This is a genomic window from Klebsiella sp. K47, from assembly GCF_051858335.1.
Classification (GTDB): domain Bacteria; phylum Pseudomonadota; class Gammaproteobacteria; order Enterobacterales; family Enterobacteriaceae; genus Klebsiella; species Klebsiella pneumoniae.
This window is the reverse complement of record NZ_JBPYUI010000011.1, coordinates 110,440-123,366: the sequence shown is the minus strand read 5'-3', so window position 1 is coordinate 123,366 and position 12,927 is coordinate 110,440. Positions and strand designations below refer to the sequence as shown.

The following is a 12,927-nucleotide window of genomic DNA, read 5'->3' as shown; positions in this document are numbered from 1 at the left end:
CAAATCCTAAAGTGGGCGCCAGCGCTTGCCGCTGGCGAAGCGATGCTCTAGTTTTCCGCTTTTCGGCGGATGACAAGGAGTCGCTATGGCCGCAAATATCGTTTCTCCCGCGCAGAGCGGGCGGTTCTATTATGGCTGCGCCGGCGCCGCCGGGCTGCTGGCGGGCCTGGCGATCGTATTCTGGTTTCCAGCCCTGGCCAGCTGGTGGCCGTCAGATCTGGTGCGTGTCTACCACGCTATGCCGTATGTTATGCGATTCGGGGTGGCGAGTGTCGCGGATATTCCGCTGGTGGCCTACGCCACCCTAACGCTGTCGGGCTTCGTGCTGGCCTTTTGTCATCCCGGTCACAGTAAACTGCCCATTGTTGCCTGGGCTGTGCATAACCAGCCCTCGCCGCGGGAGATGGTCGACTGGATCCTGCGCAGCTGGGTGTTGCAGTTCGGTTTTCTGGTGATCATTTTCTGGCGTTTCGCGTTTATGGGTAAGCTAAGCAGCGACAGGCTAATGCAGATCGTGGGCATCTTTAACGACGTATGCTATCTGGCCACGCTGGTGCTGGCTGGAATACTGCTGCGCGACGGCTGGCGCGACTTTCAGGGCGTTGCCGCACCGGCAGGCAATATTCGCATTCCGCTGATCTTTGCCCTGAGCTTTTATCTGCCGTTTCAGCTGGTATGGATTTTACTCAGTGCGCAGCAGTATGAGCTGCCGCTGTGGGGATGGCTGCTGCTGGTTCCGGCGATGGTCGGCGTGCTGTTAGCCCGCCTGGCGACGGTAGGGATAGCGCTGTGTTTCCGGCGCTGGCTGGGGACGCAGGGCTGTCTGCGCTGGCGCGGACCGCTGGCCTTATTTAGCGGCCTGACGGTGCTCTGTATTGGCGGTAATGCGGTGATTCGCCAGATCCTCAACATGATAAAATGACATAAAAAAAGGAAGCCGCGGCTTCCTTTTTGACATCAGTAAGAGATTAACGCTTCAGCGCGTCGCTCAGCTGCTCGCGCATGTTCGCCAGCATCGCTTTCACCACGCGCGGGTTACCGGCAACGATGTTGCCCGTCAGCATATAGTTATGACCGCCGGTGAAGTCGCAGACAATCGCGCCAGCTTCACGGGCGATCAGCTCGCCTGCGGCGAAATCCCATGGTTTCAGGGCGATCTCAAAGTAACCGTCAACGCGGCCGGCGGCCACATAGGCCAGATCCAGCGCGGCAGAGCCGGTGCGACGGAAGTCGGCACATTCGGTAAACATGTTGCCGAGAATATTCATGTAGGTGGTGGCGTGCTGCTTCGCTTTGAACGGGAAGCCGGTCGCGATAATGGTGCCGTCGAGGTCGCGAGCGTTGCTGCCGCGCAGACGGTAGCCGTTCAGCTGCGCGCCCTGGCCGCGGGTCGCGGTAAACAGTTCGTTACGCATCGGATCGTAGACCACCGCGACTTCAGTACGCCCTTTGATGCGTACGGCGATGGAAACAGAAAAGTGCGGCAGACGTTTAACGAAGTTGGTGGTGCCATCCAGTGGATCGATAACCCATTGAACATCCTGCTCTTCGCCAGCGTGTTCACCGCTTTCTTCGGTGATAATGGTGTGCTGCGGGTAAGATTTGCGAATGGTTTCGATAATAATCGCTTCGGCGGCTTTATCGACGTTGGTCACAAAATCATTGCTGCCTTTCTGGCTGGTTTCTACGGTGTCTGGCGTTTCGTAGTGTTTGGCAATTAAATTACCCGCCTTGCGCGCGGCGCGCACGGCGATGTTCAGCATCGGATGCATCGGTCTCTCTCACTGGATGTTAAAGAACGGGAAAAAACGGCGCATATAATAGCAGCCAAATCTGCTTATGTCTCCGTTTTATGGTAGCATGCACGAATAATCTTTAGCCGAAGAACCATAATGCTGCAAAATATTCGAATCGTACTGGTAGAAACCTCCCATACCGGCAACATGGGCTCCGTAGCCCGCGCGATGAAAACCATGGGCTTAACTAACCTGTGGCTGGTCAATCCGCTGGTCAAACCCGATTCGCAGGCGATAGCCCTGGCCGCGGGCGCCAGCGACGTGATCGGCAACGCGCAGATTGTCGATACCCTTGATGAAGCGCTGGCAGGCTGTAGCCTGGTGGTTGGCACCAGCGCGCGCTCCCGCACGCTGCCGTGGCCGATGCTCGACCCGCGCGAATGCGGTCTGAAAAGCGTCGCCGAAGGTCAGCATGCGCCGGTGGCGCTGGTCTTTGGCCGCGAGCGCGTTGGTCTGACCAACGATGAACTGCAGAAGTGCCACTATCACGTGGCGATCGCCGCCAACCCGGAGTACAGCTCGCTGAACCTGGCGATGGCGGTGCAGGTTATCGCCTATGAAGTGCGGATGGCCTGGCTGGCGGCGCAGGAGCAAGCGCAGCCGGCGGTTGAGCATGAAGAGGCGCCGTACCCGCTGGTGGACGATCTGGAGCGATTCTACGACCATCTTGAGCAGACGCTGCTGGCGACGGGCTTTATCCGCCCGAATCATCCGGGGCAGGTGATGAACAAGCTGCGTCGTCTGTTCACCCGCGCGCGTCCGGAAAGCCAGGAGTTGAACATCCTGCGCGGCATGCTGGCGTCTATTGAGCAGCAGAATAAAGGTAAGTAACCGCGTTAACGCCGGATGGCGTTTCGCTTATCCGGGCAACGAATCGGGCTCGCCTGGCGGGATGAAGGTATCAGGCTATGCGGAAGTAAAACGGCACGGAAAGCCAAATACCTGACTAAAACAGTCAAGTAAATAGTTGACCAAATTACTCGGGAATGTCAGACTTGGCCCTGCTATGCAATACCCATATTAATAAAAAGCCCGGCCAGGGGCGAGTTTGAGGTTAAGTAAGACATGAGACTGACATCTAAAGGGCGTTATGCCGTGACCGCGATGCTTGACGTTGCGCTCAACTCTGAAACGGGCCCGGTGCCGTTGGCAGATATTTCAGAGCGTCAGGGAATTTCGCTTTCCTATCTGGAACAGCTGTTCTCTCGCCTGCGTAAAAATGGCCTGGTTTCCAGCGTTCGTGGCCCAGGTGGTGGTTATCTGTTAGGTAAAGATGCCGGCAGTATCGCCGTCGGCGAAGTCATTAGCGCCGTGGACGAATCCGTTGACGCCACCCGTTGCCAGGGCAAGGGCGGCTGTCAGGGCGGCGATAAATGCCTGACTCACGCGCTGTGGCGCGACCTGAGCGAGCGCCTGACCGGCTTCCTGAACAATATCACCCTCGGGGAACTGGTGAATAACCAGGAGATCCTCGATGTTTCCGGTCGTCAGCATCAGCACGAAACCCAGCGCAATGCGCGCACCCAGGACGCGATTGACGTTAAACTGCGCGCCTGAGTGACCCGTCCCGTTTCGGGCTGCGGCTGACAGGGCAAGGCGGCGCGAAACGGCGGGACAACGATTATAAAGAGCTTTCAGAATCAGGCCGGGATGCTCCGACATTCCGTGTACTCGGTCGTACATCAAGCCGGTTGCCTGATTCCTTGCATTGAGTGATGTACGGAGTTTAAGAGCAATGAAATTACCGATTTACCTCGATTACTCCGCAACCACGCCGGTGGACCCGCGTGTTGCCGAGAAAATGATGCAGTTCCTGACCATGGACGGGACCTTTGGTAACCCGGCCTCCCGTTCCCACCGTTTTGGCTGGCAGGCTGAAGAGGCGGTTGATATCGCCCGCAATCAGATTGCCGAGCTGGTCGGCGCCGACCCGCGCGAAATCGTCTTTACCTCTGGTGCGACTGAATCCGACAACCTGGCGATCAAGGGTGCAGCCAACTTTTATCAGAAAAAAGGCAAGCACATCATCACCAGCAAAACCGAGCATAAAGCGGTTCTGGATACCTGTCGTCAGCTGGAGCGCGAAGGCTTCGAAGTGACCTACCTGGCGCCGCAGAGCAACGGGATTATCGATCTGAAAGAGCTGGAAGCGGCGATGCGTGACGACACCATCCTGGTTTCCATCATGCATGTGAATAACGAAATCGGCGTGGTGCAGGATATCGCTACCATCGGCGAGATGTGTCGCGCCCGCGGTATCATTTACCACGTAGACGCCACCCAGAGCGTGGGCAAGCTGCCTATCGATCTGAGCCAGCTGAAAGTTGACCTGATGTCCTTCTCCGGTCACAAAATCTACGGTCCGAAAGGCATCGGCGCGCTGTACGTGCGCCGTAAGCCGCGTATTCGTATCGAAGCGCAAATCCACGGCGGCGGCCACGAGCGCGGTATGCGTTCCGGTACTCTGCCTGTTCACCAGATCGTCGGCATGGGTGAAGCTTACCGTATCGCCAAAGAAGAGATGGAAAGCGAGATGGCGCGTCTGCGCACGCTGCGCAACCGACTGTGGAACGGCGTGAAGGATATGGAAGAAGTGTACCTCAACGGCGACCTCGAGCAGGGCGCGCCAAACATTCTTAACGTCAGCTTCAACTATGTTGAAGGCGAGTCGCTGATTATGGCGCTGAAAGACCTGGCGGTTTCCTCCGGTTCAGCCTGTACTTCCGCGAGCCTTGAGCCATCCTACGTGCTGCGCGCGTTAGGCATGACTGATGAACTGGCGCACAGTTCTATTCGTTTCTCTTTAGGTCGTTTCACTACCGAAGAAGAGATTGACTATGCCATCGATCTGATTCGCAAATCCATTGGCCGTCTGCGCGAGCTTTCTCCGCTGTGGGAAATGTTCAAACAGGGCGTGGATCTGAACAGCATTGAATGGTCACATCACTAATTCGGCACCAATAAGGAGAATTCATCATGGCTTACAGCGAAAAAGTTATCGATCATTACGAGAATCCGCGCAACGTCGGCTCTTTTGACAACAGCGACGAGAACGTCGGCAGCGGCATGGTCGGCGCGCCGGCCTGCGGCGACGTGATGAAGCTGCAGATTAAAGTCAACAATGAAGGTATCATTGAAGACGCGCGCTTCAAGACCTACGGCTGCGGTTCCGCTATCGCTTCCAGCTCCCTGGTTACCGAGTGGGTGAAGGGCAAATCGCTGGACGAAGCGCAGGCGATCAAGAACACCGATATCGCCGATGAACTGGAACTGCCGCCGGTGAAAATCCACTGCTCGATCCTGGCGGAAGACGCGATTAAAGCCGCGATTGCGGATTACAAAAGCAAACGTGAAGCAAAATAATTAGTTGAGGTTTTGTTATGTCGATTACTCTTAGCGACAGTGCAGCAGCGCGAGTCAATGCCTTCCTGGCGAACCGCGGTAAAGGGTTTGGCCTGCGCCTGGGCGTAAGAACCTCCGGCTGCTCGGGTATGGCCTATGTACTGGAGTTTGTTGACGAGCCGGCGGCTGAAGACACCGTGTTTGAAGACAAAGGCGTGAAGGTCGTGATCGACGGCAAAAGTCTGCAATTCCTCGACGGCACTCAGCTGGACTTCGTCAAAGAAGGCCTCAACGAAGGGTTCAAATTCACTAACCCTAACGTCAAAGATGAGTGCGGCTGCGGCGAAAGCTTTAACGTATAATCGGTACTCCTCAACCCCACCGCGGTCACGCCGCGCGTGGGGTTTTAATTTAGATGCATGACCCTGAGGTTACTATGGACTATTTCACCCTCTTCGGGTTACCAGCCAGCTATACCCTCTCGCTTGAACAACTGGCTGTCCGGTATCAGGATCTGCAGCGCCAGTACCATCCGGATAAATTTGCCAGCGCGCCTGCGGCGGAACAGCTTGCGGCGGTTCAGCATTCCGCCACTATAAACCAGGCCTGGCAGACGCTGCGCCATCCGCTGACTCGCGCAGAATATCTCCTTTCGCTGCATGGCTTCGATCTGGCCAGCGAGCAGCATACCGTTCGCGATACCGCGTTCCTGATGGAACAGCTGGAATTGCGCGAAGAGCTGGATGAGATCGGCCAGGCGAAAGACGACGCGCGGCTGGAAGGTTTTATCAAACGGGTGAAAGCGCTGTTTGATACCCGTCAGCAGCTGATGGTTGACCAATTGCATAATGAGAGCTGGGAGGCGGCGGCGGACACGGTTCGTAAGCTCCGTTTCCTCGATAAACTGCGCAGCAGTGCTGAAGAACTCGAAGAAAAACTGCTCGATTTTTAATTTTCGGAAGCAATTATGGCCTTATTACAAATTAGTGAGCCCGGCCTGAGCGCCGCGCCGCACCAGCGTCGTCTGGCGGCCGGTATCGACCTGGGCACCACCAATTCTCTGGTGGCTACCGTGCGTAGCGGCCAGGCCGAGACTCTGCCCGATCATCAAGGCCGCTATCTGCTGCCGTCGGTGGTGAACTACCACGCTTCGGGGCTGACCGTCGGCTATGACGCCCGGCTTAACGCCGCTCAGGATCCTGCCAATACCATCAGCTCCGTGAAGCGGATGATGGGGCGCTCTCTCGCCGATATTCAAAACCGTTACCCGCATCTGCCGTATCAGCTGCAGGCCAGTGAAAACGGCCTGCCGATGATCCAGACCGCCGGCGGCCTGCTGAACCCGATTCGCGTCTCCGCCGATATCCTCAAAGCGCTGGCCGCCCGGGCGACCGAAGCGCTGGCCGGCGAACTCGACGGCGTGGTCATTACCGTTCCCGCTTACTTCGATGACGCTCAGCGCCAGGGAACCAAAGACGCGGCGCGTCTGGCGGGCCTGCACGTGCTGCGCCTGCTCAATGAGCCGACCGCGGCGGCTATTGCCTACGGCCTCGACTCCGGCCAGGAAGGGGTCATTGCGGTCTACGATCTCGGCGGCGGCACCTTTGATATCTCCATTCTGCGTTTAAGCCGCGGGGTGTTTGAAGTGCTGGCCACCGGCGGCGACTCGGCTCTCGGCGGCGATGATTTCGATCACCTGCTGGCTGACTACCTGCGCGAGCAGGCGGGCTTCAGCGACCGCAGCGATAACCGTCTGCAGCGTGAGCTGCTGGATGCCGCCATCGCGGCGAAAATCGCCTTGAGCGATGCCGAGGCAGCGCACGTCGAGGTCGGCGGCTGGCAGGGCGATATCACCCGCAGCCAGTTTAACGATCTGATTGCCCCGCTGGTAAAACGTACCCTGATGGCCTGCCGTCGGGCGCTAAAAGACGCTGGCGTTGAAGCGCAAGAAGTGCTGGAAGTGGTGATGGTCGGCGGTTCGACCCGCGTGCCGCTGGTGCGTGAGCGCGTTGGCGAGTTCTTTGGTCGCACTCCGCTGACCTCCATTGACCCGGACAAAGTTGTCGCCATCGGCGCGGCGATCCAGGCCGATATCCTGGTGGGCAACAAGCCGGACAGCGAACTGCTGCTGCTCGACGTTATCCCGCTGTCGTTAGGCCTGGAAACCATGGGCGGCCTGGTGGAGAAAGTGATCCCGCGTAATACCACCATTCCGGTGGCCCGCGCGCAGGAGTTTACCACCTTCAAAGATGGCCAGACGGCGATGTCCATTCACGTGATGCAGGGCGAGCGTGAGCTGGTCCAGGATTGCCGTTCGCTGGCGCGCTTTGCGCTGCGCGGTATCCCGGCGCTGCCGGCGGGCGGGGCGCATATTCGCGTTACCTTCCAGGTGGATGCCGATGGCCTGCTGAGCGTTACGGCGATGGAAAAATCGACCGGCGTGGAAGCCTCCATCCAGGTGAAACCGTCTTACGGTCTGACCGATGGCGAAATCGCCACCATGATTAAAGATTCGATGAGCTACGCCGAACAGGATATTCAGGCGCGCATGCTGGCTGAACAGAAAGTGGAAGCCGCGCGCGTACTGGAGAGCCTGACAAGCGCGCTGGCCGCCGACGCCGCGCTGTTAAGCGCCGCGGAGCGTCAGGCCATCGATGCCGCTGCGGAGCAGGTACGCGCCGCAGCGGCAGGCGACGACGCTGACGCGATTAAAGAAGCGATTAAAAATATCGACACACAAACCCAGGAATTCGCCGCTCGCCGTATGGATCAGTCGGTCCGTATCGCGCTGAAAGGCCAATCCGTGGACGAGGTTTAAAATGCCAAAAATTGTATTTCTGCCCCACCAGGACCTGTGTCCGGATGGCATCGTTGTGGAAGCTGAGACCGGTGAAACCATTCTCGATGCCGCGCTGCGTAGCGGTATCGAAATTGAACACGCCTGCGAAAAATCCTGTGCCTGCACCACCTGCCACTGCATCGTGCGTGAAGGTTTTGACTCGCTGGCGGAAAGTAGCGAAGATGAAGACGACATGCTGGATAAAGCCTGGGGGCTGGAACCTGACAGCCGTCTGAGCTGCCAGGCGCGCGTCACCGACGAAGATCTGGTCGTTGAGATCCCGCGTTACACCATCAATCACGCACGCGAGCACTAATATGGCACTGAAATGGACCGACAGCCGTGAAATCGGCGAAGCGCTGTACGACGCTTACCCGGATCTCGACCCGAAAACCGTTCGCTTTACCGACATGCATCAGTGGATTTGCGATTTGGAAGAGTTTGATGATGATCCAAACGCATCCAATGAAAAAATTCTCGAGGCGATTCTGCTAGTCTGGCTAGACGAGGCCGAATAATTTCGCGTTAAGCGAAAACATTTTAACGGGCTGCCATAGGGTGGCCCGTTTGCTAAGAAGGATAATGATAATGACCGAAGCTATGAAGATTACGCTTTCTACTCAGCCAGCCGATGGACGCTGGGGAGAAAAAGCGACCTGGAGCATCAATAACGACGGCATCGCTCTACATCTCAACGGTAAAGACGACCTCGGGCTTATCCAGCGCGCGGCGCGCAAAATTGACGGCATGGGCATCAAGCACGTCGCCCTGAGCGGCGAAGGCTGGAACACCGATCGCGCCTGGGCCTTTTGGGCCGGCTATAAAGGGCCGAAAGGTCAGCGTCAGGTCGAATGGCCATCCCTTGACGACGCGCAGCGCAGCGAGCTGGATAACCGCCTGACGATCATCGACTGGGTGCGCGACACCATCAATGCGCCGGCGGAAGAGCTGGGTCCGGAGCAGCTGGCGCAGCGCGCTGTCGACCTGCTGTGCGGCGTGGCGGGTGAGAAGATAAGCTATCGCATCACCAAAGGCGAAGATCTGCGCGAGCAGGGCTATCTTGGTCTGCATACCGTGGGCCGCGGCTCCGAGCGCCCGCCGGTCCTGCTGGCGCTGGACTACAACCCGACCGGCGATAAAGAGGCGCCGGTATACGCCTGCCTGGTGGGCAAAGGCATCACCTTTGATTCCGGCGGCTACAGCATCAAGCAAAGCGCCTTTATGGATTCGATGAAATCCGATATGGGCGGTGCGGCGACTATCACCGGCGCGCTGGCTTTCGCCATTACCCGCGGTCTGAACAAACGCGTGAAGCTGTTCCTGTGCTGCGCCGACAACCTGATCAGCGGTAACGCCTTCAAACTGGGCGATATTATTCATTATCGCAACGGCAAAACCGTTGAAGTTATGAACACTGACGCGGAAGGCCGCCTGGTGCTGGCGGATGGCCTGATTGACGCCTCGGCGCAGAAGCCAGAGCTGATCATCGACGCCGCCACCCTGACCGGCGCGGCGAAAACCGCGTTGGGCAATGATTACCACGCGCTGTTCAGCTTTGACGATGCGCTGGCGAATCGCCTGCTGGCGAGCGCTCAGGCGGAAAACGAAGCCTTCTGGCGTCTGCCGCTGGCCGAGTTCCACCGCAACCAGCTGCCGTCCAACTTTGCTGACCTGAACAACACCGGCAGCGCGGCCTATCCGGCCGGCGCCAGCACCGCGGCGGGCTTCCTGTCCCACTTCGTGGAAAACTACCATCAGGGTTGGCTGCATATCGACTGTTCGGCAACCTACCGCAAATCTGCCGTTGAGCAGTGGTCGGCGGGCGCCACCGGGCTTGGCGTGCGTACCATTGCTAACCTGCTGACAGCTGAGTAATGGCCTTGCCGGGTGGCGCTGCGCTTACCCGGCCAGGAAAACCATATGCCCGCGTGGACGAATGGCCGCCGGGCAATTCATTGTGAAGTAGCCAAACTATGTCAGATACAAAAAATGAATTAGAAACCCTGCTGGAAAAAGCGGCGACTGAGCCCGCCCATCGTCCGGCATTTTTCAGCGCGCTGCTGGAGGCCACCGTCTGGGTGCCGGGCAGGGCAGCCGATGGCGAGCAGATTGTCGAAGATAGCACGCTGGATCTGCAGCATTGGGAAAAAGACGACGGTACCTCGGTGATCCCATTCTTTACCTCGCTGGAGGCGCTGCAGCAGGCGGTGGCGGATGAACAGGCCTTCGTGATGATGCCGGCCCGCACGCTGATGGCGATGACGCTGGGCGAATCGTTATTCCTCAACCCGAAGCTGCCGAGCGGCAAAGAGTTCACCCCACGGGAAATCAGCCATCTGTTAGGCGAAGAGGGCAGCCCACTGAGCACCCAGACGGTACTGGAAGGCGGCGAAGCGCTGCTGCTGTCTGAAGTCGCCGAACCGCCGGCGCAGATGGTCGATTCGCTGACCACGTTGTTCAAAACGCTGAAGACCGTCAAGCGGGCGTTTCTGTGCTCGATTAAAGAGCGCGCCGACGCGCCGGCCAACTTATTGATCGGGATTGAAGCGGAAGGGGATATTGAAGCCATTATCCAGACCACCGGCAGCGTGGCCACCGATACCTTGCCAGGCGACGAACCGATCGATATTTGCCAGGTGGTGGAAGGCGAGAAGGGCATCAGCCACTTTATGATTGCCCATATCACGCCGTTCTATGAAAAGCGCTGGGGCAGCTTCCTGCGCGATTTTAAGCAGAACCGCATCATCTGACAGCGGGGGCGGCAGCCCCCGCTGTTTCTTTCTGCTTCCAGTTCGAGGCACAAAAGCGGGGTGGCAAAAGCTAATGCAGGGCGGCAAAGATTCGCGGATAGGCAGACACCATGTGATAGAGGAGAAATCCCGTCACGCACAGTGTGACAATGCCGTTGAAGAGCGCCATATCCCCGCGCCAGGCCCGGCACCTCTCTTCGCCCAGCAGAGAACGTAGCGCTGCCACCAGCCCGCCGACCAGCATAAACGCCAGTAACACCCCTGCCATTTGCGCGATAACAATGTACCAGCCCAGCGGCGTATTCACGCCCCGGGCGCTCATCAGCGCGATCTGCGCCGGCAAAATCGTCTGGAACCCGAGGGTAAGTATCATGAGAAGACGCAGGTCCGCCAGCTGAGCGTCGAACGTGCGGGCCAGGCGCCGGGCGTCACGCAGGAGCAGCCCCCCTGACGCCACCGCCGCGGCAACGCTGATGTGCTGGAGAATAAAAATATATAACGCCAGGGTTCCGGATGGGACCCGGGACAAAAAGAACAGATTGCAAAAGACCATGACCAGCAGGCCAAATTTTGTGACCCAGGCACGGAATACCTCGCCGGGCCAGCGCCGGCTTGACGCTGGGTTATGCATCATCCACGCGGCAAGGGTAGACTTACCGTAACCGGGCGCGAGCAGCACCATCAGAAAACCCAGCAGCGCCTGATGGCAATAGGTGACTAACGGAACGTCTTCGAGAGTGACCCCGAGAAAGCGGGTATACACGGAGACTGGCGCAGGCACCAGGCTTAGCCATGTCCGGTTCCATTGCGGCCAAAAATAAAGGATCGCGCCGCCTGCCAGCAGGCCAGCTATACCTCCCAGCCAGGGAAGGCGCGGTGAATAAGCCGAATGTGGGTTAGAGACTAATGCCATTTTCACTCCTTGTGGTGACATCAGATTGGGATGGACTGGATGCGCTATCAGCCCTGAGGAATTCTGTACCAGTGCTCTGCCTCCCCATCAGGCAAAGCGAACTCGGCAGGAACAAGCCCTGCGGCAGCACAGAGTAACCGGTTTAGCGAGAAGCAGAAGAAAGTGGGAGAGAAAATCAGAAATTATTTAGTGACCGCGGAACGGGAGGCCCGCGGTCACGCCGTGTTTACGGAGCGGCAGGGGCCGGTTCAATCGGCAGATCGCTCCGCGCGCCCCATTCGCTCCAGGAGCCGTCATACAGGCAGACGCCGTTCACGCCAAGCGTGGTGAGCGCCAGCACGACCACCGCCGCCGTCACCCCCGAGCCGCAGCTGGCGATGATCGGCCGTTCAAAATCGACACCCTGACGTAAAAAGATGTCGTTCAGCTCGTCAACGGTTTTCAGTTCGCCGTTAATCACCAGATCCGTCCACGGTACGTTCAGCGCGCCGGGGATATGCCCGCGGCGCAGGCCCGGGCGCGGTTCGTCGGCCTGGCCGTTAAACCGGGCCGCCGGACGGGCATCGACAATCTGCGCCGATCCTTCATGGCTGACCAACAGGACGTCGGTCAGACGCTTAATTTGTTGAGGATCGAACCGCACGTCGAATTCCCCTTCGGCCACCTCCGGCATCCCTTGTTCCAGCGGCAGTTCGTCGCGCCGCCAGCCCTCCAGCCCGCCGGCCAGAATTGACACCTTCTCTACGCCAAAGGTGCGCAGCATCCACCACGCGCGCGGGGCGGAAAACAGATTGCCTTCGTCATAGACCACCAGATGCTTATCGCTGCAGACGCCCAGTTCGCGCATGGCGACGGCAAACGCTTCGGCCCGCGGCATCATATGCGGCAGCGGACTGGTGTGGTCGGATAGCGCCTCGATATCGAAAAACAGCGCGTTCGGCACATGGCCGGCGCGGTATTCCGCGGCCATATCCCGCAGGGCCTCCTGCCCGGCGGGCGCCATGCGGGCGTCGATAATCTGAATTTCCGGGTCATCAATATGTTCTGCCAGCCAGTCGGCAGCGACAAAAAACGAGGTGGACATAGGTGCCTCCGTTTTATTATTCATGACTGAATTGTCGGCGTTTTAGCTGGCGCTGACAAGTTAAGGACGCCAGAGTGGGGACGGCGTCACGGCACTTTTCTGATTAATCGGCAGAAACCCGCTTCGTCACTGTTGAGAAGCGCCGCCATAACGCATAATAAATGTGACAAATTGCATCAGGCTCATCGGCCGAGGGGTTAGAA

15 protein-coding genes are annotated in these 12,927 nt (G+C 58.3%); 12 read left to right on the top strand and 3 right to left on the bottom strand.

Features of this window, described 5'->3' with window-relative positions; translation table 11 throughout:
• Positions 1 to 85 precede the first annotated feature (85 nt).
• A complete protein-coding gene (locus RRF55_RS13075; RefSeq protein WP_004174831.1) occupies positions 86 to 922 on the top strand; it encodes a hypothetical protein in 837 nt (278 codons plus the stop codon).
• A 46-nt stretch (positions 923 to 968) separates the two neighbouring features.
• Here the strand turns inward: RRF55_RS13075 and suhB are convergent, their stop codons facing one another.
• Complete coding sequence (gene suhB / locus RRF55_RS13070) at positions 969 to 1,772, bottom strand: inositol-1-monophosphatase (protein WP_002913995.1); 804 nt, start codon at positions 1,770 to 1,772, stop codon at positions 969 to 971.
• Positions 1,773 to 1,892: 120 nt separating this feature from the next.
• Between suhB and trmJ the strand changes: the two genes are divergently transcribed.
• The 11 genes from trmJ (at position 1,893) to sseB (ending at position 10,727) form a co-directional block, all read left to right on the top strand.
• Positions 1,893 to 2,627: a tRNA (cytosine(32)/uridine(32)-2'-O)-methyltransferase TrmJ gene (gene trmJ, locus RRF55_RS13065; RefSeq protein ID WP_002913994.1), complete on the top strand. Its 735-nt coding sequence runs from the start codon at positions 1,893 to 1,895 to the stop codon at positions 2,625 to 2,627.
• Between the two features lie 234 nt (positions 2,628 to 2,861).
• Positions 2,862 to 3,353, top strand: a complete 492-nt coding sequence (gene iscR / locus RRF55_RS13060; protein WP_002913993.1) for a Fe-S cluster assembly transcriptional regulator IscR — start codon at positions 2,862 to 2,864, stop codon at positions 3,351 to 3,353.
• Positions 3,354 to 3,531: 178 nt separating this feature from the next.
• On the top strand, positions 3,532 to 4,746 hold the full coding sequence (gene iscS, locus RRF55_RS13055) for a cysteine desulfurase (protein WP_002913992.1): 1,215 nt from the start codon (positions 3,532 to 3,534) through the stop codon (positions 4,744 to 4,746).
• A gap of 26 nt (positions 4,747 to 4,772) precedes the next feature.
• Complete coding sequence (gene iscU / locus RRF55_RS13050) at positions 4,773 to 5,159, top strand: Fe-S cluster assembly scaffold IscU (protein WP_002913991.1); 387 nt, start codon at positions 4,773 to 4,775, stop codon at positions 5,157 to 5,159.
• Between the two features lie 17 nt (positions 5,160 to 5,176).
• Entirely contained in the window at positions 5,177 to 5,500 is a 324-nt protein-coding gene (gene iscA / locus RRF55_RS13045) for an iron-sulfur cluster assembly protein IscA (RefSeq protein ID WP_002913979.1), read from the top strand.
• A gap of 74 nt (positions 5,501 to 5,574) precedes the next feature.
• Positions 5,575 to 6,090, top strand: coding sequence for a co-chaperone HscB (gene hscB / locus RRF55_RS13040; RefSeq protein ID WP_004174835.1), 516 nt, complete (start codon positions 5,575 to 5,577; stop codon positions 6,088 to 6,090).
• A 15-nt stretch (positions 6,091 to 6,105) separates the two neighbouring features.
• Positions 6,106 to 7,956, top strand: coding sequence for a Fe-S protein assembly chaperone HscA (gene hscA / locus RRF55_RS13035; RefSeq protein ID WP_004149343.1), 1,851 nt, complete (start codon positions 6,106 to 6,108; stop codon positions 7,954 to 7,956).
• A 1-nt stretch (position 7,957) separates the two neighbouring features.
• Positions 7,958 to 8,293, top strand: a complete 336-nt coding sequence (gene fdx / locus RRF55_RS13030; protein WP_002913956.1) for an ISC system 2Fe-2S type ferredoxin — start codon at positions 7,958 to 7,960, stop codon at positions 8,291 to 8,293.
• Between the two features lies 1 nt (position 8,294).
• Positions 8,295 to 8,495: a Fe-S cluster assembly protein IscX gene (gene iscX, locus RRF55_RS13025; RefSeq protein ID WP_002913954.1), complete on the top strand. Its 201-nt coding sequence runs from the start codon at positions 8,295 to 8,297 to the stop codon at positions 8,493 to 8,495.
• 70 nt (positions 8,496 to 8,565) lie between these two features.
• Complete coding sequence (gene pepB, locus RRF55_RS13020) at positions 8,566 to 9,852, top strand: aminopeptidase PepB (protein WP_004185110.1); 1,287 nt, start codon at positions 8,566 to 8,568, stop codon at positions 9,850 to 9,852.
• A 98-nt stretch (positions 9,853 to 9,950) separates the two neighbouring features.
• A complete protein-coding gene (sseB, locus tag RRF55_RS13015; protein WP_032103694.1) occupies positions 9,951 to 10,727 on the top strand; it encodes an enhanced serine sensitivity protein SseB in 777 nt (258 codons plus the stop codon).
• A gap of 70 nt (positions 10,728 to 10,797) precedes the next feature.
• Here sseB and RRF55_RS13010 read toward each other — a convergent pair whose 3' ends face one another.
• Both RRF55_RS13010 and sseA read right to left on the bottom strand, forming a co-directional pair.
• A complete protein-coding gene (locus RRF55_RS13010) occupies positions 10,798 to 11,640 on the bottom strand; it encodes a hypothetical protein (RefSeq protein WP_021463547.1) in 843 nt (280 codons plus the stop codon).
• 226 nt (positions 11,641 to 11,866) lie between these two features.
• A complete protein-coding gene (gene sseA / locus RRF55_RS13005; RefSeq protein ID WP_002913950.1) occupies positions 11,867 to 12,724 on the bottom strand; it encodes a 3-mercaptopyruvate sulfurtransferase in 858 nt (285 codons plus the stop codon).
• Positions 12,725 to 12,927 lie beyond the last annotated feature (203 nt).